This is a genomic window from Streptomyces sp. NPDC006610 (assembly GCF_040611575.1).
Classification (GTDB): domain Bacteria; phylum Actinomycetota; class Actinomycetes; order Streptomycetales; family Streptomycetaceae; genus Streptomyces.
In genome coordinates this window covers 28846-48520 of sequence record NZ_JBEXOP010000047.1, presented here as the reverse complement: position 1 = coordinate 48520, position 19675 = coordinate 28846, and the positions used below count along the sequence as shown (strand labels likewise).

18 protein-coding genes and 2 pseudogenes are annotated in these 19675 nt (G+C 69.1%); 18 read left to right on the top strand and 2 right to left on the bottom strand.

Translation table 11 applies throughout. The features are described 5' to 3' along the window. Window positions 1-68: 68 nt before the first annotated feature. Genes ABZY13_RS29195 through ABZY13_RS29180 form a run of 4 tightly spaced genes read left to right on the top strand, consistent with a single transcriptional unit; the run spans window position 69 to window position 2577 of the window. A complete protein-coding gene (locus ABZY13_RS29195; protein ID WP_356635967.1) occupies window positions 69-347 on the top strand; it encodes a phosphopantetheine-binding protein in 279 nt (92 codons plus the stop codon). After that, complete coding sequence (locus ABZY13_RS29190) at window positions 344-766, top strand: helix-turn-helix domain-containing protein (RefSeq protein WP_355531696.1); 423 nt, start codon at window positions 344-346, stop codon at window positions 764-766. The genes ABZY13_RS29195 and ABZY13_RS29190 overlap by 4 nt, the downstream gene beginning before the upstream one ends. After that, the gene (locus ABZY13_RS29185; RefSeq protein ID WP_356635965.1) at window positions 763-1680 is read left to right on the top strand and encodes an ImmA/IrrE family metallo-endopeptidase; all 918 of its coding nucleotides are present in this window, start codon (window positions 763-765) and stop codon (window positions 1678-1680) included. The genes ABZY13_RS29190 and ABZY13_RS29185 overlap by 4 nt, the downstream gene beginning before the upstream one ends. A gap of 54 nt (window positions 1681-1734) precedes the next feature. Continuing rightward, window positions 1735-2577, top strand: coding sequence for a hypothetical protein (locus tag ABZY13_RS29180; RefSeq protein WP_356635963.1), 843 nt, complete (start codon window positions 1735-1737; stop codon window positions 2575-2577). A 17-nt stretch (window positions 2578-2594) separates the two neighbouring features. Here the strand turns inward: ABZY13_RS29180 and ABZY13_RS29175 are convergent, their stop codons facing one another. After that, window positions 2595-3611, bottom strand: coding sequence for a nucleotide kinase domain-containing protein (locus tag ABZY13_RS29175; RefSeq protein ID WP_356635961.1), 1017 nt, complete (start codon window positions 3609-3611; stop codon window positions 2595-2597). A gap of 49 nt (window positions 3612-3660) precedes the next feature. On the opposite strand from ABZY13_RS29175, the gene ABZY13_RS29170 reads away from it, so the two are divergent. The 12 genes and pseudogenes from ABZY13_RS29170 to ABZY13_RS29115 form a co-directional block, all read left to right on the top strand. Further along, the gene (locus ABZY13_RS29170) at window positions 3661-3951 is read left to right on the top strand and encodes a hypothetical protein (RefSeq protein WP_356635959.1); all 291 of its coding nucleotides are present in this window, start codon (window positions 3661-3663) and stop codon (window positions 3949-3951) included. A gap of 903 nt (window positions 3952-4854) precedes the next feature. Beyond that, entirely contained in the window at window positions 4855-5124 is a 270-nt protein-coding gene (locus ABZY13_RS29165) for a hypothetical protein (protein WP_136239526.1), read from the top strand. Window positions 5125-5136: 12 nt separating this feature from the next. Further along, window positions 5137-6180 (top strand): helix-turn-helix transcriptional regulator, encoded by a 1044-nt coding sequence (locus ABZY13_RS29160; protein ID WP_356635957.1) that lies wholly within the window; start codon window positions 5137-5139, stop codon window positions 6178-6180. Between the two features lie 105 nt (window positions 6181-6285). Further along, on the top strand, window positions 6286-7710 hold the full coding sequence (locus ABZY13_RS29155) for a DNA-binding protein (RefSeq protein ID WP_356635955.1): 1425 nt from the start codon (window positions 6286-6288) through the stop codon (window positions 7708-7710). A 186-nt stretch (window positions 7711-7896) separates the two neighbouring features. After that, a pseudogene (locus ABZY13_RS29150) lies at window positions 7897-8627 on the top strand (TnsA-like heteromeric transposase endonuclease subunit). Further along, window positions 8624-10729: a Mu transposase C-terminal domain-containing protein gene (locus ABZY13_RS29145; RefSeq protein ID WP_356635952.1), complete on the top strand. Its 2106-nt coding sequence runs from the start codon at window positions 8624-8626 to the stop codon at window positions 10727-10729. The pseudogene ABZY13_RS29150 and the gene ABZY13_RS29145 overlap by 4 nt, the downstream one beginning before the upstream one ends. A gap of 86 nt (window positions 10730-10815) precedes the next feature. Then, a complete protein-coding gene (locus ABZY13_RS29140; protein ID WP_356635986.1) occupies window positions 10816-11784 on the top strand; it encodes an ATP-binding protein in 969 nt (322 codons plus the stop codon). A 448-nt stretch (window positions 11785-12232) separates the two neighbouring features. Continuing rightward, window positions 12233-13612: a dsDNA nuclease domain-containing protein gene (locus ABZY13_RS29135; RefSeq protein WP_356635950.1), complete on the top strand. Its 1380-nt coding sequence runs from the start codon at window positions 12233-12235 to the stop codon at window positions 13610-13612. Next, the gene (locus ABZY13_RS29130; protein WP_356635948.1) at window positions 13609-14181 is read left to right on the top strand and encodes a hypothetical protein; all 573 of its coding nucleotides are present in this window, start codon (window positions 13609-13611) and stop codon (window positions 14179-14181) included. Before ABZY13_RS29135 ends, ABZY13_RS29130 begins: the two co-directional genes overlap by 4 nt. Before the next feature lies 1 nt (window position 14182). After that, the gene (locus tag ABZY13_RS29125) at window positions 14183-16120 is read left to right on the top strand and encodes an AAA family ATPase (RefSeq protein ID WP_356635946.1); all 1938 of its coding nucleotides are present in this window, start codon (window positions 14183-14185) and stop codon (window positions 16118-16120) included. Between the two features lie 393 nt (window positions 16121-16513). Beyond that, window positions 16514-17071, top strand: coding sequence for a helix-turn-helix domain-containing protein (locus ABZY13_RS29120; RefSeq protein WP_356635944.1), 558 nt, complete (start codon window positions 16514-16516; stop codon window positions 17069-17071). Window positions 17072-17101: 30 nt separating this feature from the next. After that, a pseudogene (locus ABZY13_RS29115) lies at window positions 17102-17254 on the top strand (helicase associated domain-containing protein); the annotation flags it as partial. A 54-nt stretch (window positions 17255-17308) separates the two neighbouring features. Here ABZY13_RS29115 and ABZY13_RS29110 read toward each other — a convergent pair. Then, on the bottom strand, window positions 17309-18652 hold the full coding sequence (locus tag ABZY13_RS29110) for a WD40 repeat domain-containing protein (RefSeq protein ID WP_356635942.1): 1344 nt from the start codon (window positions 18650-18652) through the stop codon (window positions 17309-17311). Between the two features lie 424 nt (window positions 18653-19076). Between ABZY13_RS29110 and ABZY13_RS29105 the strand changes: the two genes are divergently transcribed. Together ABZY13_RS29105 and ABZY13_RS29100 are read left to right on the top strand one after the other, a co-directional pair. Further along, the gene (locus ABZY13_RS29105; protein ID WP_356635940.1) at window positions 19077-19328 is read left to right on the top strand and encodes a hypothetical protein; all 252 of its coding nucleotides are present in this window, start codon (window positions 19077-19079) and stop codon (window positions 19326-19328) included. A gap of 90 nt (window positions 19329-19418) precedes the next feature. Continuing rightward, window positions 19419-19613, top strand: a complete 195-nt coding sequence (locus ABZY13_RS29100) for a hypothetical protein (protein WP_356635938.1) — start codon at window positions 19419-19421, stop codon at window positions 19611-19613. Window positions 19614-19675: the final 62 nt, after the last annotated feature.

Here is a 19675-nt window from a genome sequence, read left to right as displayed (position 1 = left end):
CATCGCTCTACAGTAGGTCAGGCCGGGCTGTCTGTCCCGGAGTTGAGCGAAAGGGCCAGTAGCAGAGCATGCCGTCGCACAGCGTCCAGGAGATCGTGGACATCGTGATCGAGTTCCTGGCTGAGCACCAGGACAGGCCAAGCCACGACGTGTACGAAGAACTGGCCGCCCGGGGACAGGACTTGCCGGTCGACTCGGTGCTGATCATGGAGATACTGGCGCGCATCGAGCAGCATTTCGAGATCTCCGTTCCGGCCGACGCCGAGGCCGGACGCTCCCTGCGTTCGGTGTGGGCGTTCGCCGAGACCGTGTACGACACCATGCAGGCGAAGGAGCACGAGCAATGAGCGGCAAGGCGCCGTCCCACATCGATACCGACACCGACCAGCGGGCCCGGCTGGGCCAGCGGCTGAAGGCCACCCGCGAGTACCTGGGACTGTCCCAGCAGCAGGTCGCCGAGCGCACCGGCATCGTCCGTTCGGCGGTCAGCGACATCGAGCGCGGTGTGCGCAAGGTGGAGGTGATGGAGCTGCAGAAGTTCGCCCGCCTGTACCGGTTGCCGGCGTCCTACTTCCTCGACGAGGAGGAGGCAGCCGACGCCGGGGAACACGCACTCGCTGGACTGCCACGGACCGCACGACCGCTGAGCGAGGGCGACCGCATCGAGGTGGCGAAGTTCATCCAGTATCTGCAGGCCCGCCGCCAAGCAGAGGAAGAGGAGGCGAGTGACCTGCGACCGCCTCAGGGGCCGGAGGGCGGTGCGTGAGCTGGAACAGTGCCCACGGCGCCGCGATGATCGCGGCGGCACAAGCCCACGAGGCGCTCGCCGCCGCAGTCGACGACTACGTCGACGTGTTCGGCGCGCTGCGCCGAGCAGGCGTGGAGGTCATGGGGCAGAAGCTGGGCGGCCTGCTTGGCCTGTACATCGACGGCAGCCGGGGCGTTCCGGGGTGCCTGGTCAACACCGGTTTGGAGGAGGTGAGCATGCGGCACACCGCCGCTCACGAGCTGGGCCACCACCGCATGGGCCACGGCACCAGCATCGATCACCAGGAGCAGTCGTCGGGCCGCTGGGGCGAAGGCTGGCCACAGCATGAGCGGGAGGCCGAAGCCTTCGCCTCCTGGTTCCTGATGCCTCGCCCCGCCGCCCGTGTCGCCCTGGCCCGCTGCGGCCTCGCGCGCCCCGAGTCCCCGCTGGACGTGTACCGGATGGCCCGCTGGCTGGGCACCCCCTACGCCACCACCGTGCGCCATCTGGTGCGGCTGAAGATGATCGACCGGCCCACCGAGGCCGTGTGGCTGAAGCACTCCCCCGGCGTCCTCAAAGCGGAACTCGCCGGTGGCCTGCCGCTCGGACCGCAGGCACACATCCACGTACTCACGCCCGCCGCGCACGCCGCCACCCTGCACGTGACCGTCGGCGACTGCCTGCTGCTCACCGTCCCCGGGGCGCGCTATGACCACCTGCCCGCAGGCTTGACCAGCACCCCGCCGGACACCGCCGGCCAGCTCTCGTTCCTCGACTCGGTACCCGCACCAGAACAAGACCGTGCGGCGTGGGTGACGCAGGAGCTGGCGGTGGACAGCACCGTGGCCGCCACCACCGGCAGCACAGAACTGTTCCGCGTGGACCTGCGGCGCACGCCCGGCCGCGAAGGGTCCGACCACTTCTGGGCCTGACGGCCCGCACCACCGCACGGCGCCCGGCCACCCCGCCGATCAAGGAGCGAGCCTATGCACACGTTCACCGTCGACGCCCCGGACGTCTCCCGTGCATGGCTGGAGGCCTGCTCCCGCCTGTCCAAGATGCCAGGCAAAAGGGCCTTCCACACCGTGGTGCGCATTGCGAACCCTCTGCAGGAAGACCCGCATCTGCGCGCCGAACTGGACCGGCTGCGTTCCGCCCGCACCAAGCCGCCGCTCTACCCCATCGACACAGTCGTCAACACGCTCTTCCCCGCCCAGCTCGCCGCCACGTGCACCACCCACGACGAGCTCACCGACCGCTACCGCGCCTTCTATCCGCGGCTGCGCGAGGTCAGGCGCAACGCCCACGGCACCTACTTCGGACGGCTCATCGCCTACCCGGGCACCGCCGAGAAGCCGGAACCGGTCGACCAGCTCGCCCGCGTCATCCGGCGCCTGGACAAGCTGCGCTCCTCGGCGAAATGGAGCGCCGTCTACGAAGCCGGCACGGCCCATGTCACGGACGAGGACGAGGCATGGGAAGAAGAACCGTCGCGGACCACGGCGGAGACCGAGGCCGTCATCAGGGCCGCGGCCCTGGACACCCAGACGCTGGACTTTCCCTGCCTGAGCCACTGTTCCTTCCAGCTCGACAGCGCCACCGACACCGTGCACCTGGCCGCCTACTACCGCAGCCACTACATGTTCGACCGCGCCTACGGCAACTACCTCGCCCTGGGCCACCTGTGCGCCTGGGTCGCCCGCCACGCCCAGCTCACGCCGGGAACACTGACCGTCATGGCCGGATGCGCCCGCCTGGACTGCACCAAGTCCGAACTCGGCGCCCTCCAACACTCTCTCACCACACCCCTGTTCGGGCTCGGCGCCTGATCCGGCAGCGCCGAGGCCTAATTCAGGCCCCACTTGGGCGGGAACCAGGCCCGCAGCGGTGTTCCGTCCTGCCGGTACGCCTGCTTGATACGGCTACGACCACTGATACCGGCGACGTCCGGGTGGGCCACCCGCGCATACTTGTCGACCTCGCAGAACAGGTTCTGGCAGTCGATCAGCTGCAGGGGCCGTCGTCCCTTCAACCCGGCGAAGGGCAGCCCCAGGCGGGTGAAATGCTCCTGCTGTGAGTCGGCCATGTAGCGGATGACGTCGGCCTCGATGCCATCGGCAGCAGGACCGAAGCACTTGCGGATGCCGTCACGCGCACCAGGGCCTGGCACAACAAAGTCCATCTCCGAAAACGCAAGACGCGGCGCGTAGTTGAGGTCGATGGTGAACTGGTAGGCGAGGAAGGGACCCAGCGCCGGGTAACCGAGGAGCACCTCGTAGGCCTGGCGCATCGTGGCCGCCCCAACGATGCGCTCGGGCGCGCCGGAGGTCATCATCATCTCCAGCAGCCGCAGGTGGTTGCGGTGCTTGCGCTCCTCCCCCAGCTGCGGCGGGGGCACGATGTAGGCAGCCGAGTACAAGCGCTCCCCCCTGGCGAACGCGGCTGACAGGACCCGGTCGTAGACCCCATAGTCGTACGTCTCCCAGCTCACCTCCCCCACCTCGCGGGACAGCAGCTCCCAGGTGGACTCCTTGTTGAAGATCTTGAACAGCAGGGTGCGGAAGAAGACCTCCTCCCACTCCTGCGGGCCCTGGTAGATCACGTCGCTGATCACAGCCTGACTCACCCGGTCGGCGGCGCGGTAACAGTTCGTGAACCGATGCCCAGCCAGAATCGGATCATCAGTCCACGGCTGGGTCCGCCCGGCCAGACGAGCCTCATACAAAGCCTGCCGGGCCGAGGCGAAACGCCAGTAGGTGTCGAACACCGGTGTCGGCTGAAGTTCCCGCCCGCCTATCCGCACCGTGGCCGGCACCGAGCCGTCTCGCGGAGGAACCTGACGGTCTTGCAGCAGCGTCACCATGAGCCGCAATATATATTCGGTATATGTCGCCTGTCACCGAGGGAGCGCTATGGAGTTGCTGCACCAGCAGCGACGACGCCAGACCTCGGTGCTCTGGCCCGAGGACGTCGACCGCAGGCTGAACATCCTGGTCCGCGCAGCTGCCGCCGCCGGCGAACGCACCTCCCGCGCAGAACTCCTAGCCACCCTCGTCGCCGCCGTAGACGTCGAACCCGAGCAGGTAGCCGCTCTGCTGCACCACTACCGTCGCCTGCCAGCCGACGCACTTACCGACGACCAGGACAGAGACGACCTGCCCGCCGTGCGTGCACCAGGCCCACGCCGCGTCGCCTCGGCATAACGAACCACTGACCTGCCAGGTCACATGCCCAACCCCAAGCCCGCTGGCCATGTCCCGGCCCTCAAAAGCCGGCCGCTCGTCCAAGCACCGCCGCATACCAACGATCGGCGGAAATGCATCGAGCGCAGTAGAGATGACACGACCTGATCACCACCGCCCGCTACCTGACAAACCTGCAGATCAGACCGACAGCCCAGGACCAGCTTCCACGCTCGCCACGGCTACCGAAGCACCAGCACCGTCTGACCATAGGCACACACCAAACTGATCAACCCAGGCCAGAGCACCCGCTCCTGATCACAAACACTGCTCCTGGACAGGACGCGCTGCGGGAACTGGGCATGGAATGGGCGCTGTGAGTGTGGAACGACGAAGCCGGCTCCCATGACGGGTGCCGGCTCGGTGCGGGCAGATCACGCGCCAACGTGGGTTCTGCCGGGTGTCCCTGTCAGCATCGGTTGCAGCCAGTAGCCAGTTCAAGGACGTTCGCGGGCCGGGAGCACCGGCCTCGTCGTGTTCTGTGGCCCACCATCACTCATAGACAGGGGCTGCGGCAAGCAGATCATGGACACAGATGGACTATCCGCGTGCAGCGCGCGGCCGGAGCGAGCGGCACCGCGGCAGCCGCCCTGGTTGCCCGGTCTTCGAGGGGCGAGGACAGGTGAGGTGGTGAGAACCGCTTGCTTGGACACCACAGAACCAATCAACGGGCATCACCGGCATAGGGGATGTTCTGACTGGTGATCTTTCTGCGGGAAGCGACTCAGAACTGGAATGATGAAGGCATGCCCGGCGCGGGCGGTGACGCCAATCACCCCTGTGCCAGAGGGACTTGCAGCCAGTAGCAGTTCGCCCCGCCCTGGTCCGCCGCCTTGGCACCGGGGCCTGTGAGAGGACCTTCGCATGTCGAGCAACAGCCCCCGTGTGCCGCGATGCGGGACCGACCGGACGGATACTCCGTCCCGGTTCGGCGCGCCGCAGGCCTTCACCGCCGTCTCCTTCCCCGTCCTGGGTGCTGCCCTGCATATGACCGGGATGCCGCTCGAGGACATCTTCCTGCTGCTCGGGGGATGCGGTGCTCTGGGCACTGCGGCGGTCCTCGCGGCCGGAGGTGGCCGACGCCGCCTGAGCGGGCTGGCTGCCGCGGTGCTGCGCGCTGCGGCCGGGAAGTAGGCGGCACAGGACATGGGGCGCAAAGAAAAGCCCGTTGATCAGAGCCGGCCTGCTCGCGGCCGGCTCGCCGTGCACCTGCGCGGATGGCGAGATGCGGCCGGGCTGACCTACGAGACGCTGGCCCGCGGCACAGGCCTGTCGCCTGCCACGCTCAAGCGGGCGGCATCCGGGGCTGTGGTGCCCCGACGTACCACCGTCGAGGCCTACGTCGAGGGCTGCGGCGGTGAGCAGGAGGCGGTGCGGGCCGCGGACGAGCTGTGGCGCCAGGCCCGCGTCGAGGAACGCGGTCGACTGGCGCAGCTGCGGGCTCCCCGCCCAGAACTTATCGGAGATGAAGGGGACTTGAGCAGGGCGCTGGAAGTGGTGTGGGAACAGGCAGGGGCGCCGAGCCTTCGGGAGATCAAGGAACGCTCGGGCAACCCGCTCGCGCTGCCGGTCAGCAGCGCGGCCCGGATCGTCAACCGCGACGCCATCCCGGCCGATGAGCAGCAGCTGCGGGCCTTCCTGACCGGTTGCGGCATCCCGCCCGAGCGGCACACTCCGTGGCTGAGCGCCTTCGAGAAGGTCACCCGGCGCTCCCCCGCGGCCGCGGCCAGCGAACTGCCCGATGAGTGGGGCCGGCTTCGCAGCCAGGCCGTGCTGCGGCGGCTGCAGCGCACGACCTCCCGGCTGCTGACTGATCCGTCGACGGCGCAGCCCAGGCACGCCCAGGGATCAAGCGACCAGCAGTGGAGGCATTTCCTGTCGCTGCTGGAGCCGGCGATACTGGAACAGATCGTGGGCAGCGGGGTGCACAGCTATCTCGCCTCGCAGGCCGCCCGCAATGGCAAGGCCCCAGCGCAGCTGGGCTCCTGGCAACCGGACTACCTGGTGCACCACAACGGCCAGCTCACGGCGATCGAGGTCAAGAGCACCTCTAGGCCGTCGGGCCGGCCTCCGGCGGGCGGAGCGGCGGGCGTCGCACCACACACGCCGTCCGGCAACGGGGGCAGCCCCGCCGCGCGGGTGCACCCCCTCCCGGCCGGGCCCTCGCATGTTCTTGCGGCAGCCACCTGACCACACCGCCCGCGCCCTCGGCCCCCTGGCCGCTGGCGCGGGCGGCGTGACGCCGTGCACTCCAGCCGTCACCACGCAACGCCAGCAGAAGGCCGAGGGCCCGTCATGGTCCACTTTTCGGGTGCAGCAGACCTCGCTTTCGGGCATCGGAGAGCCCTTCGTGTCGCTCCCCTGCCCCGCGAGACCACGGCGTCCCTGATCAGCCGCATCGCCGGCCGTTACGGGATGGAAGCGAAGGTGCTGCGGGCGGGCTGGAAGTGGCGCAACTACCCGCCCGGGCACGAGGGCGGGGGCGCGCGGGCCGACGCCGAGGTGCTGCTGAACACGGCCGGACGCCAGCTCCTGGCGAGCATGTGCGGCGTCGAGGAAGGCGTGCTGGCGCGGGCGTTGCCGTCCTGGGAAGAAGGGGACGCCAAACTGCGCGGCGAGACCGGCGATCCGGTGGGGCTGTGGCGTACCGCTGGCGCGGTGGCCGGTCCGGTGGCGTTCGGCTGCCGGCTGTGCACGGCCCGGCGCACGGGGGCGGCCGTGCGGGCCGTGCGGTACGCGCCGCGGTGGGAGCGGGTGTGCGTGCGGCATGGGCGGTGGCTGCTGGACGCGGACGCCAACCAGCCGCTGGAACACCTCGATCTGTGTGGCCTGCCGGAGGTAGTGGCGGCGCAGCGGCGGTGGGTCTCGGTGGGGCGGCGGGCGGCGCGGGCCGGTGCAGAGCCGGAGCGAGTGTTCGCGCTGTCGCGGGCGGTGGTGGCCCGCTGGTGGGAGCAGGCTTTCGGCTGGGAGCGGGAGACGGTTTGGCCGCGGCGCCTGCACCTGGTTGCGGGCGGGGATGCGGGGGGTGATCTGGAGCGGTGGCGGGTCGTGGGGCGGGACGCGGTCGTCTTCCCGGAGGTGGTGGCGGTGGCCGAGGCGCTGCTGGACCCGGCGATGGCGGAGCTGGTGTGGGTGGACAGTGGTGCCGGGCGGCCGCGGGCGCTGCCCATGGACGGGTTGTTCTGCCGCGGGCTCGGTAAGCGGGTGGGCCGGCCGTGGCTGGGGCCGTTGGCCGCAGCGGACCACGGCGGGCCGCTTCTTGCGTGGATGGGCAGTGTCATCCGTCTTCGCCGCGGCGCCGGCGGGCCGCCCGGGTACGACAACGACCCGTGGTGGCTGCGGCAGGAGCACCAGGCCGCGACCATGGCCGGGCAGTTGCGGGTGCTCGGCAAGGAGAAGAAGGCGCCCGGTTCGGGGACTATGTGGCGGGCTGCGGTGCCCGCCGAGCAGCGCAGGCTGATCACCAGCACGATAGACAGCGCCGAGGAGCAGTTGCTGCAGCTGCGCGGGGTGCAGACCGGCCCGACCGCCGAGGTCGCCCGGCGGCTGCTGCGCGGGCTCGGTCACAGTGCCGGTCTGATCGAGAATGCCTGGAAACGGACCGCGGTGGCGGCGGTGAATGGCGGGGTGCCGCTTGAGGAGGTGGCCCGGTGGGTGGATATGCCCGTCGAGGTGCTCCGGGAGATGCTGACCGCGGGCGGGCGGGACAACGACTGCTGAGAGCGATGCGCCAGGGAGAAGTCGGCTGTTAGCTGATACGGCACTCGTTCGTGGCAGGAACCCTGAAAACAGGGGTCCGGGCGGTCGGGAGCGGCTTGGCTGGTGCGGGTGACCAGCACAGGAGCGGCCCGGCACCGGAGCCGGGCAGGGCGAGCGGGCGTGGCCCAGAGTGGCGGGTTCGAGGCGGTGTTCCTCGACCCGGTGGGGCAGACGGTGCAGCAGCGGTGGGCGGATGCCGCTTTGACCGTGGCGTTCGAGGACTTGGCGCCGGTGTCGGCGTTCCCGGTGGTGCCGGGGCGGCGCTGGGGGCCGGGCCTGTGGTGGTCGGCGACCGCCGGGCGGCACGTGACCGCGGGGTCGAACGCGATGCGTGTCCAGCTGATGGTCCTGGACCGCGACCCTGACGTGACGGGGCTGGCGGGGCGGCCGGTGCGGCTGCTGTGGCGTAATCCCCGCGGCCAGGTGCGTTCCTGGGTGCCGCAGCTCTTCGCCCGCCGTGCCGACGGCACCGCGCTGCTCGCCGACTGCCCCGGCCACCCGGAAGCGGGCGGCGAACGAGCGGTGAAGGCCGCCGAAGCTGTGACGGAGGCGTGCGCGGACGTCGGCTGGACTACCGGCGCATCCCACCACTCGACGACGTCCTGACCGCCAACCTCAAATGGCTGGCCGGCTACCGCCATCCTCGCAACGCCGGCCGCCCGGGGCTGATGGCGGCGGTCGTCGAGGCGTTCACGCGGCCGCGGCCGCTGATCGAGGGCACCGAAGCGGTCGGCGACCCGATCGAAGTCCTTCCCTGCGTCTTTCACGCTCTGTGGCACGGCCGGTTGACGGCTGGTCTGAACACGCCGCTGCACGAACGCATCCGCGTCAGCCCGCAGGGCTGGAGCGAGCCGGGCAAGAAGGAAGGTGCCCGGTGAGCGCGCGGCGCAATGCCCGGCCGGCCGTGAAGGTCGGTGCTCACGTCCGCTTCCGTGACGTGAAGTGGCAAGTGGTCGCCCTCTCGGGGCAGGACATCCACCTCCTCGGCCCGGACGGCGGTGGTGAGGTCGTGCTCGCCGGGCATCTGTTCGCCGACCCCGGTTTCGCCATCGTCGGGGCCGATGCGCCGCAGGCGGCACCGCAGTGGGGCCTGTTCGAGACCGCCCCCGCCGCGGCACGCGAGAAGGCGCTGGCCTGGCAACGGCACGTGCGGGAAGTCGAATGCGGCCTGCCTGGCGGGCCCGGCAGCGAAGGAGTGGTCCGGCCGCAGTACGACCCGGAGCGGCACACGCTGGCCGAGCGGGAGCAGGCCAAAGCCGAGGAGCTGACCGCGCTCGGTTTCGGACGGGTCTCGCGCACCACGGTGCAGCGCATGCGCCTGGCCTACCGCAAACAGGGTCTGTGGGGGCTTCTGGACCATCGCACCACGCGCGCTTCCAGCCCCACCGGGCGGGCTGACGAGCGGGTCGTCGCAGCCGTCCGCGAGGCGCTGCGCCGCCGCCGCGGCCGCTCGAAGGGCACCATCAACGGCCTGTTCCCCCTGATCAACCAGATCCTTGAGGACCGGCACGGCCCCTGCACGGTGCCCGCACCGTCGCAAGCCACGCTGTACCGGCTCGTCACCAACCTCGCCCGGCCCGGCGAACTGCCTTCCGGGCCCGTAAGGCAGGTGCCCGCGAGTGTGGACGGGCGGGCCTTCACCCCAGCTACGGCGCTGCGGCCCGGCGAACAGGTCCAGGTCGACACCACCCGCCTGGACGTCCTCGCCCTCTTCGACGACGGGCGCCTGGCCCGGCCCGAACTCACCATCGCCGTCGACGTCGCCACCCGCGCCATCCTCGCCGCCGTGCTGTGCCCGAGCGCGACCAAGGCCGTCGACGCCGCCCTGCTGCTCGCGGAGATGGCCGTCCCCCACCCCGCCCGGCCCACCTGGCCGGACATCCTGCGCATGGACCACGCCCCCGCACTCCCCCACCAGCGACTGACCACACTGGACGAGCGCCTGACCGGGGCTGCGGCCCGGCCCGTCGTCCTGCCCGAGACAATCGTCGTCGACCGCGGCAAAGTCTTCATCTCCGCCGCGTTCAACGCCGCCTGCGAACACCTCGGCATCAGCGTCCAGCCCGCCCCGCCCCGCGCCCCCACCGCCAAAGGCATCGTCGAGCGGACCTTCGGCACCATCAACCACCTGTTCTGCCAGCACCTGCCCGGCTACACCGGCTCCGACGTCACCCGCCGCGGCCCCGACACCGAAAAGGACGCCTGCTACAGCGTCGCCCAGCTCCAGGACCTGCTTGATGAGTGGCTGGTGCACTATCACCACCGGCCCCACGAAGGCCTGCGCCACCCGCTGATGCCCCGCAAAGCGCTCACGCCGAACCAGATGTGGGCCGCGCTCGTCGCCGTCGCCGGACACGTCCCCGTCCCACTGACGGGCCGCGACTACCTCGAACTGCTGCCCGTGCGCTGGCAGGCCATCACCCCCGCTGGCATCACCATCCACCACCGCACCTACGACCACGATCTCCTCGCCCCCTACCGCGGCCAGCCCTCCCCCGTCGCCGGCCGCGGCGGGAAATGGGAAATCCACTACAACCCCCACGACGTCCGCCAGATCTGGGTGCGCCTGCCTGACGGCGAGCTGACGGAAATCCCGTGGATCCACCGCGACCACGTCCACCAGCCGTTCAACGACCACACCTGGCAGCACATCCGCACCCACGCCCACCACAACAACCACGACGACCCCCAGCAACACGAAGCTGACCTGGCCGACGCCCTCGACCAGCTCATGCGCCGCGTCCACACCGGCCACGCCACCACCGCCGAACAAGCCCTCCTCGCCCGCGCCACCACAACGCCGGTCCCCGCCGCACGGCCCCCGCACCCCAGCACCGGCCCCGCCACCAGCGAACCGGCGCAGCACGACCGCGACGACAGCATTGACGACCTCGACGACGTTCCCGACGACGACACCCGCCCCGCCGCGGCCGCCGGATTCGGGCTCTACGACGCACACAAGGAAGCCGACAAGTGGTGAACACCCGCCCCGAGCCCGCAGCGCACCAACCGTCCAGCGCGCCCGCCGACACGGGAAGCGGCAACACGGCCGAGCCGTCCTGGCCCCTGACCACCTGGCAGGGCTGGCACCGCTTCGCCACCACCGACCCGCCCGCCCCGCCCCAGCACGACGACCCGCCCCGCAGCACGGAGGAACGCCTCGCCTACCACTCCGCGTTCGTCACCATCCGCACCCCCGCCATCAGCCAACTCGCCACCCAGGTCCGCACCCTGATGATCCTCGGCCGCCACCAGCACACCACCGCACGGCCCTCCCTCATCGTCACCGGACCCGCCGCAGCCGGAAAAACCACCGCCCTGCTCAACGTCGGCCGCGCCTGCCACCTCGCCCACACCCGCAAAAACCCGCCCCCGCCCGGGTCAGCCCACGCCGCGGCACCCGTGGCGTACGTCCTCGTCCCGCCCGGCGCCACCGCGAAAACCCTCATCACCGAATTCGCCCGCTACCTCGGCATCCCCGTGGCCACCCGCATGACCCAGACCCAGATCACCGACGCCGTCTGCCACACCTACACCCAAGCCGGCGTCCAACTCGTCCTCATCGACGAAATCCACCGCCTCAACCCCCGCACCACCACCGGCGCCCAAACCGCCGACCTGCTCAAAGACCTCACCGAACGCCTGCCCGCCACGTTCGTCTACGCCGGCATCAACGTCACCGACACACCCCTGTTCAGCGGCACCCGCGGCGCCCAGCTCGCCGGCCGCGCCACCCTCATCACCTGCGGCCCCCTCCCCGCCCGCCACGGCACCCGCCAACCCTTCCGCGACGTCATCACCGACATCGAGAACGCCCTCGACCTCACCCACCACAAACCCGGCGTCCTCCCCCGGCACGCCGCCTACCTCCACCAGCGCACCGCCGGCCGCATCGGATCTCTCACAAGGCTTATCCGCCAAGCAGCCATCACCGCCATCCACGACGGCACCGAACGCATCACCAAAGCCGCCCTCGAAGCGGTCCAACTCGACCACCTCGCCGAACAACACAACCGCCCCACCCGCAACCGCTAACCCCCACCCACCCACCAGGCCAAACAGCCCTGACCAGCACAAACACCAACCGAGCCTTTACACGCCAGCGAAACCCACAACGAACCCGGTCCCACTCAGCACACACGACACAACCCCAGCTCACACCCCGAACTGCCCGCTGAGCCGCACACCCGGCCTCTCTCAACGAAGCCACAACACACCAGGCCAACAAGCCCGCGATACACCAACAAACCCCCCTCCGAGCGTTACCTGCCGACCCGGGATCTGGGCGCGCCTGCTTCCTCTTTGCGTGGGCAGGTCCGCCAGCAGCAGGTCGACGCCCGGTTCCGGTGGGTCCCCACCGCTGATCCGCGACGCACAGTTACGCGTTAGTCCTTGAGTGTGATATCGCTAGAGATCTTCAACACCTACCGACGCAATAGAGCGGTGGGGAATGCGCTCATGCAAGCCAGTGCGGGGGACGTAGATGGTCGATACGGCGGGCGAGGGCCAGGGGGACGAAGGAGTCGGGACGCCTTCTGATGTGGGGGGTCCTCACGGTGCAGCACACACGCTCTTCGATCTGGCTCCCGAGGAAGACAGCGGCTCGGACACTCTTGGCCGCTACCGGTACCAGGCGGAGGTAGCCGCGCGGGACTGCCTGGCCATGCTCACGCAGGAAGCCATCGACTTCGTCGTCTGCGAGTGGCATGAGGACTTCGTGGTGGCGTGGATCGACGGATCAGTGGAGCTGGTGTCGGTCAAGCATCGCGAAGGGACCAGAGGTCCGTGGACGCTTCCTGAGCTGTGCAAGGACGGTGGTCTGACCCATCTCTTCGACCGCTGGTGCGCATGTGAGTGTGCGGACAATGTCCGTCTGAGACTGGCAACGAACGCGGCTCTGAAGCCGGGTAAGGGCAACGCCGGCATGCTGGCTCGGATGTGTGGCCCTGAGCCTGAACTCACGTCCGGGCTCAACACCATGGCGGAGGACGTCGCACGCCAGATGCTGAAGGTCCGCTGGAAGCAGCCTTATCCCAACGTCCCGGCTACCCCTGAGGTACGCAAGCTCGCGGACATTCAGATACCCGAGGGCTTCGTGGCCAAGGTCATGCGCTTCCTGGCAGTGCTGGAGATCTCTTGTAAGCCCCCCGAGCGCGAAAGCATCACCGACGTCAACATCCAACGGCTTCTGGTGCCCGCAGTCGAGCACCTGCAGCTGGCTCATGTGGACCTGGAGGCCACATACCGAGGCATCGTGGACCGGATCGAGAGCGCGAACCGCGATGAGAGCGACCGCGCCCAGCTCGCCGTTTACATCGCTGACCCGAGCCGTTCCCGCCATAGCACGCAGATTCAGCAGCGCGTCGGCCGGCGCAGAATCACCCGCGAGATCCTTCACCAACAGATCGCCTACACGACAGCGCGGCTGCCCACCTTTCCGCGCGGCAAAGCGCCCGTCGTGGCGCCCGGAGGCGCGAAGCTCCGCCGCAAACTGCGTCGGGGCCTGGTGCCTGCCGACGAAGCGGCCTTCGCTGAGAGACTCCGGTCCGCTTGGTACACGACCTGGTCCGAGCGGCGCTCCGGCCTGGCCGGGGACGAAACCGACCTGCTGAACCTGTCCACAGACGTCCTGGAGATGGCCTTCGAGTGCCGACGTCACGCCCGGGCTCAGGTGCCCGAGGGCAGCGAGTTCGGCATCAAGATGAACGACCTGCTCGCCGAGCGGCTCAAGGTCGAGGTTCTGCCCTCGCCGCCGCCCTTCCAGCTCAACAACCAGCACCTGCGGGGGCTGGCCTACCAGTTGTGCGACGAGTGCCTCTTCTTCTTCTCCGAGACGTTCGACGCGGATGAGGAAGCCTCATGACGCACGGCGCCGATTTCGAGACGGCTGTAGCGCGTATGCGGATTCAGCGCCGGCAGGCCGAGCAGCGTGAGGTGCACTATCACGAGGCGCGCATCCTCCTCCTCATCGCCCGGTTCACCACGCCCAAAGACGGGCTCGCAGGGCTGACGAAACTCGCCAAGCTCGACTTCCTGCTGCGCTACCCGGCAATGCTGGAACGTCTCCTGCCCGCGGGTGAGGCGTCATGGCCGGCAGGAACAGCCCCCACACCGTCTGAGCGCCTTGCCGTCGAAAGCCGCATGACCCGTTACAAGTACGGGCCCTGGGACCAGCGCTACTACAGCATCCTCGGCTCGCTCACCGCCCGCAGCCTGATCACGTACGGCGACAGCGCCCGAGCCGAGTTCCGGGTGACAGCGCAGGGCGCCGTCGCAGCGGCCAATCTTGCCGCCACCCCGGAGTGGGCAGTGGTCGACAACCGGATCAGACTGCTCAAGCGGAACTTCAACAAATCAGGATCTGCCTTGAAGAACCTCATCTACGACCGCTTGCCCGACGCCGTCGACCGGCCATGGCGGACGGAGATCTGACATGGCCGTCAACCTGCGCATTGTGTCCCTGACCGTAACGACCGCCGAAGCGGAACAGACCTACCGCTTCGACCGACCGGCCACGGTCATCACGGGTCCCATCGGCACCGGCAAGTCCAGCCTGCTGATGCTCTTCAAGCATGCCCTGGGTGGCAGCGCCATGCTCACCCCAGCGGTCCGGGAGAACGTGCTGTCGGTCCAGGCCGAGGTCGTGGCCGGCGATGAACGCATGGTTCTCAGGCGGGCCATCGAGGGAGACGCCGCCGAGACCGTCGACCTCCTGGACCCCCACTCCCTGGCGCTGGAACGCACGCTCCCCCTGCGGGCCGGCGACGGCCTCACGACGCTCTCCGACCACCTGCTTGACGCGCTCGGCTTCCCGCGGGAACAGATCGCTGCGCGCAGGGAGGGTTCAGCCCGGCCACAGAACCTCACCTTCAACGACCTGTACGCCTACGTGTACCTCCAGGCGCGCGAGATCGACCGCCAGGTCGTCGGTCACCTGGACAGTTGGTTCGAGACCAAGCGCAGAGAACTTTTCCGCCTGATGTTCGGGCTCACCGACAGCGCGCTCATGGAGCTCAAGCGCACCACGAGCCAGCTGTTGGACAAGCTGAAGGCCAGAACCGCCGAACACAAAAACGTCAGCGCCTTCCTGGCAGCCTCCGACCCCCGCAGCGATGACGAACTACGGGCCGAACTCAAACAGCTGCGCGACACCCTGGGCCGGGCCGAGGCCGGACTGAGGAGCCTGCGCACCGAACTCCAGGAACAGACCGCCGCTGACACCGCGCTGCGCCAGGAGCTCCAGAACGCCATCCGCTCCGCACGGCAGGCAGAAGAAGAAGTGGCGGCAGCCGCCGACCTTGTGGAGGCCCGGCACGCCGTCGTCGCCCAGGTCCACCTCGATCTGTCCCGCCTCGCCCGCTCGGCCACGGCCATCGACCAGCTCTCCCCATTCGAATTCGTCGTCTGCCCACGGTGCATGCAGTCCCTAGCAGCCCGGTCCGTCGAGGACGACCACTGCCTCGTCTGCCTCCAGCCCGACCCCGTCGAGGCCGACATCGACCCGGCAGCCATCGAAGAGACCCGCACAACGCTGCAACAGCAGCTCGAGGACGCACAACGCATCCAGCAGTCCGACGAGGCGCACCTGCAAGCCGCCCAGGAGCGCTCGCAGCAGCTCAGCTTCGTTGTCTCCAGCCTGCGCCGGCAGCTCGATGCCCAGACCCGTGATGCCGTCGCCCCCCGCTTCGACGCCATCGCCGAGGCCAGCTCCCGTGTCGCCGCACTCAAGGCAACCATCGACGCCATCACCCAGCTACGTGAGTCCTGGGCCCGGGTGCGCACCATCGAGGCGGACATCCGCGCGATCAAAGCCGAACGCGCCCGGGTCAACAAGGCCATCAAGGAAAAGTCCGAGCAGCTCAAGGCCAGCCAGACACTGGTCGGCGACCTCAGCACCGAGTTCGGCCAACTCCTCACCGGCTGGAACCTGCCCTGGGTCGACACCGCTGTCATCGACCGCGACACCTACCTACCCGTGATCAACAGCCAGCCCTTCGAGAGCCTGCAAGCTTCCGGCGGCGGCATCGCCACCTCCGTCAACCTCGCCTACAGCCTCACCCTTCTCGCATTCGGACTCGACCACGCAGACGTCCTCGTACCGTCGCTCCTCGTGATCGACTCACCGCGCAAGGCCTTCGGCAACAACGACTCCGACCGGCAACGCGCGGCCGAGATCTACAGCCGGTTCAGGACCATGGCCGACGCGTACGGCGAACGCCTGCAGCTGATCATCGCCGACAACGACCCCCCACCCATCACCAGCGAATCCTTCGGCAAGGTGGAGTTCGACTACGACAACCCTATGGTGCCTGGCGTCGACCACCCCGGTCCCGACCACGCCGGCCGCCTCGAAAACGGAGCGGACGGCTGACCTCACCGGACGGTACAGGCCCCAGTCGGCGTCACCGGCCGTGAGTCAGCCTCCGGTGCACGGGGCGCCGGCGGTCGTGAGAACGCGACCGGCGAGCGGGCCACCCAGGAGTCGGACGAGCACAGCGGTACCTCCATCCGGCGGGACTCTCCCGCCTCACCCCTTGGTGGAACTCGGTATCGAAGGACAGCACCGGGGTGCCGGCGACGTCCGTCCTGACGTGCCCCGCCAGCTTGTCGCCGGTGCCTCCCGAGGGGCTCGTAGCCTGCGTCATCCGGCGCTGTCCCGAGAATGCAGAAACTGGCAGGCAGCGCCCGGGCGATGCGGGAGAACTGACGCTACCGACTGTGGGGGGGGGCCAGCCGTGCAGGCTGGTCGCTTGGGGAGGCGGACGTGGGACAGATCGAGCAGGGACTGGAGCGCGCGTTGCGCACCCGGCCTATTCCCTCAAGCACTGAGGCGCGCCTACGTTTTCTGCTGGCGACGCACCGGGGTTCCACCCGGAAGGTGGCCACGGTGCTGGGGGTCTCGCAGCGCACTGTGCAGCGGTGGGTGACAAAGAGATCCGGAGCACGTCGTCCGCCGGGTCCGCTGCAGGTCCGGGCGATCGAGGAAGCGGTTCTGGCTCGGTGGCAGCCCCGGGTACGGGCCCGTCGGCGTGCTCAGGCAGAAGCGGAGAGCTTCGTCTTCCATACCCGTGCGCAATTCGGCTTCGCGGCTCCCGCAGGCTCCTCGGACGATCCGCGGGTGCGGTGGATCACCCAGGACCTGCCGGGGGAGGTGGCCCGGGAGCTGTTCTCTGCTCGGGATGCCAGCGCGGGCGAGCAGCAGCAGACGGTGATACTCGCCCGCGCGCTGGGACACGCCTACTTTCGCGAGTGGGGCCGCCGGGCCCACGGCCTGCACGTGGCTTTCAGCGACGTCGAGTTCGCCGACTTCTCCATCGGCTGAGCCTGGCCCGTCGCGCGTATCCACCTGAGGGTGGTCAGCGTCGACGGCGACAGTGGCGAGGAGCAGGAGGAACGGCAGCTCCGTCTCGGGGCATGGATCGGCAACCAGCGGAACAGGGCCGCGACACTGTCGCGGGAGCGCGTGGAGCAGCTGTCTGCCATCGGCATGCGCTGGACAACATAAGCTCGCGCGCAGGTGGACGGGCTTGCCTCGGGTGATGCTGGCCCCTGAGGACCGTCAGGTCGCTGGCGGTTCGTTCGATGTGACTGTAGGCAGGGTTCTGATCCGTAGCAGGCCGTCTGCGCCGCCCGTTGCGAAGAGTCTGCTGTCCGGTGAGAAGGCTGATGCTGTCACGTGGCCGCTGTGGCCGATCTGCGGACTGGGAAGCTCAGTCCAGGTGGCTGTTTCCCAGATGCTGAAGCGGAAGTCCGGCTCCTCCGGGTCAGCGGAGACCCGGTCGCCGCTGATGGCTACGAGGATGCGTCCGTCCGGAGAGAACGCCATCTCTGTGACCATGTCACCCGGGCACTCGAGTGGCTCGTGGATCATCTGCCGTGTGCGTACGTCCCAGAGCTGGATGTCTTCGCTGCCGGTGGCCAGGACGTCACTGCTTGGTGCGAGAGCCAGAGCGGTGACGTCTGATGCATGGCCATGTAGGGGGGCATCGATCCTCGTCTGTTCTTGCGCGTTCCAGATCTGGGCAACGCCTTCGGCATGTCCGGTGATCAGCAGGCCATCGGTGGTGAGGGCTGGGGCGCTGGTGAGGTTGTTAGCGAAGTGCTTCTCCGCTTTCCGTGGTAGGCGGGGGTCGGTGATGTCCCACCGGCGGATCGTGCGCCCCTGGACATAGATGGACTGGCCGTCGGGGGCGAAGAGGAGGCTGTCGACGAAGCCGGCGCTATGGAGGGGCTCTGCGATGAGGGTCCGGCTTTCCACGTCCCACAGCCGGGCGGTTGCGTCCTCGCTTCCCGTCGCCAGGAGCCGGCAGTCGGGAGAGAAGGCCACACTCGTCACACGGCCGGTGTGTCCGAAGAGTGCTGGTCCCGCCCGGCGCTGTGCGACGGTGTCCCACAGCTGCACGGTCTTGGCGCCGTGTCCGGTGGCCAGGAGATGACCGTCCGGGGAGAACGCCACTGCCCACACCCCACCAAGGTCCCCGGCGGTCGGCGGCAACTGCACATGCTGCCCCCGCCGCAGCGCGGCCAGGACGACCTGCTCGGACAGAGCGGCATGATGCTCTGTCATCAGACGGGCGGGGGCGCTGCTGTTCTGTGCGTGCCGCAGCAGAGACAGCCGCTGCCAGCGATCCCGCCACTGGGGTAGGTCCGGATGCTGTAGTGAGGCGACCTTGTTGGTGTCGTAGGCCAGCAGGACGCGGACCAGGGTGAGGTAGTAGTCGCGGCTGGGCAGGCTGTGGCCCCGCAGGGCCGCACTGATCCCAGAGGCGGACAGGTGCTGGCCACGCGGAGCCCGGGCGGCGATCTGTGCGAGCGTCGGGTCACCGTGAAGCGCCCTGAGCGTGCGCAGTTCTGCAGCAGCGAGCCTCAGCTCCCGTCCGAAGTCGCCCTTGGCTGCGCGCACATCGCCCCCATGTCCATGTACGGCGACGGCAGTCCCGGCCGTCTTCCCAGGTTAGAGAGCTACCTGTGCAGATCATCGGAAAATGCTGATGTCTGCCGGATTTAGCTGGAGAACCGTGCAGATCCACGCCGGTGCGGCTGTGTGTGCGTCTTTTCGCGCTGTGCAGGAGAACGGCCGGGGCTGGGCTCGACTAGGTGCCCAGGAGGTACCAGTGATGACGACTCACCAGACGACCGAGGGAACACCCGCGCCGATCACGGCTACGCTGAACACGCCACCCTGGGCTCGGGCCGAAGCCCCACAGGGACGCTCTCAGGCAGAGAGCAGCAGGACCGCCGACCGCGAGGCGCGCACCACCCCCACGCGGACGACACCACGACAGGTGTCCGCCGTCTCTGTTCCTCCGCCTCGTAGGAGATTCCCAATGTCTCGGGACCCGCAATCCCCCGTACCCGCTCGCGCGGAGCCGCCCGGCCAGCCCAGCACGGGCCTGCCGTCCGAGGCGCCGCCGCTGCTGTCGGTGCACGCTGCCCTCGTCTTCCTGACAGCTAGCTTCATCGGCTTCATCATGGGCGGGCTCGTGTTCCTCTCCGAGAAGTCCGTACCCAAGGCCGTCGCCGCGGGCTTGGGCTCCTTCGGGCTCAGCGTTCCTGTGCTGCACAAGCTGATCGGCTGATCGGCAGCTGTGCCGCCTGCTGGCAGCGCGGGAGTACGCCAGCAGGCGGCCGGTGTCCCGAAGGCGCACGCTGGTGGGGTGGAGTGGCCCGTGGACGTCGCCCTCGCACGGCCCGTGACGCAGCTGCCGACAGGCCCATCGTGGGCCTACGAAATCAAGGTCGACGGCCACCGGACCGTGCTGTGGCGCACCGAGGACGGCGTCCGGCTGCAGTCTCGGACCGGCCGCGATGTCACCGCGCTCTGGATGGACCTGGCCGTGGCCGCCATTTGCCGCCCGGCGTGATCCTGGACGGCGAGGCCGTGGTGTACCTCGCCGCCGACGACGGCAGCGTGCACATCAGCTTC

Excerpts from the sequence above, each read along its gene's own strand:
- ABZY13_RS29175 (WP_356635961.1), bottom strand. The coding sequence starts at position 3,611 with ATGGTGACGCTGCTGCAAGACCGTCAGGTTCCTCCGCGAGACGGCTCG.
- ABZY13_RS29180 (WP_356635963.1), top strand. The coding sequence starts at position 1,735 with ATGCACACGTTCACCGTCGACGCCCCGGACGTCTCCCGTGCATGGCTG.
- ABZY13_RS29160 (WP_356635957.1), top strand. The coding sequence starts at position 5,137 with ATGGGGCGCAAAGAAAAGCCCGTTGATCAGAGCCGGCCTGCTCGCGGC.
- ABZY13_RS29130 (WP_356635948.1), top strand. The coding sequence starts at position 13,609 with ATGACGCACGGCGCCGATTTCGAGACGGCTGTAGCGCGTATGCGGATT.
- ABZY13_RS29105 (WP_356635940.1), top strand. The coding sequence starts at position 19,077 with ATGTCTCGGGACCCGCAATCCCCCGTACCCGCTCGCGCGGAGCCGCCC.
- ABZY13_RS29125 (WP_356635946.1), top strand. The coding sequence starts at position 14,183 with ATGGCCGTCAACCTGCGCATTGTGTCCCTGACCGTAACGACCGCCGAA.
- ABZY13_RS29135 (WP_356635950.1), top strand. The coding sequence starts at position 12,233 with ATGGTCGATACGGCGGGCGAGGGCCAGGGGGACGAAGGAGTCGGGACG.
- ABZY13_RS29165 (WP_136239526.1), top strand. The coding sequence starts at position 4,855 with ATGTCGAGCAACAGCCCCCGTGTGCCGCGATGCGGGACCGACCGGACG.
- ABZY13_RS29190 (WP_355531696.1), top strand. The coding sequence starts at position 344 with ATGAGCGGCAAGGCGCCGTCCCACATCGATACCGACACCGACCAGCGG.
- ABZY13_RS29195 (WP_356635967.1), top strand. The coding sequence starts at position 69 with ATGCCGTCGCACAGCGTCCAGGAGATCGTGGACATCGTGATCGAGTTC.
- ABZY13_RS29155 (WP_356635955.1), top strand. The coding sequence starts at position 6,286 with ATGGTCCACTTTTCGGGTGCAGCAGACCTCGCTTTCGGGCATCGGAGA.
- ABZY13_RS29170 (WP_356635959.1), top strand. The coding sequence starts at position 3,661 with ATGGAGTTGCTGCACCAGCAGCGACGACGCCAGACCTCGGTGCTCTGG.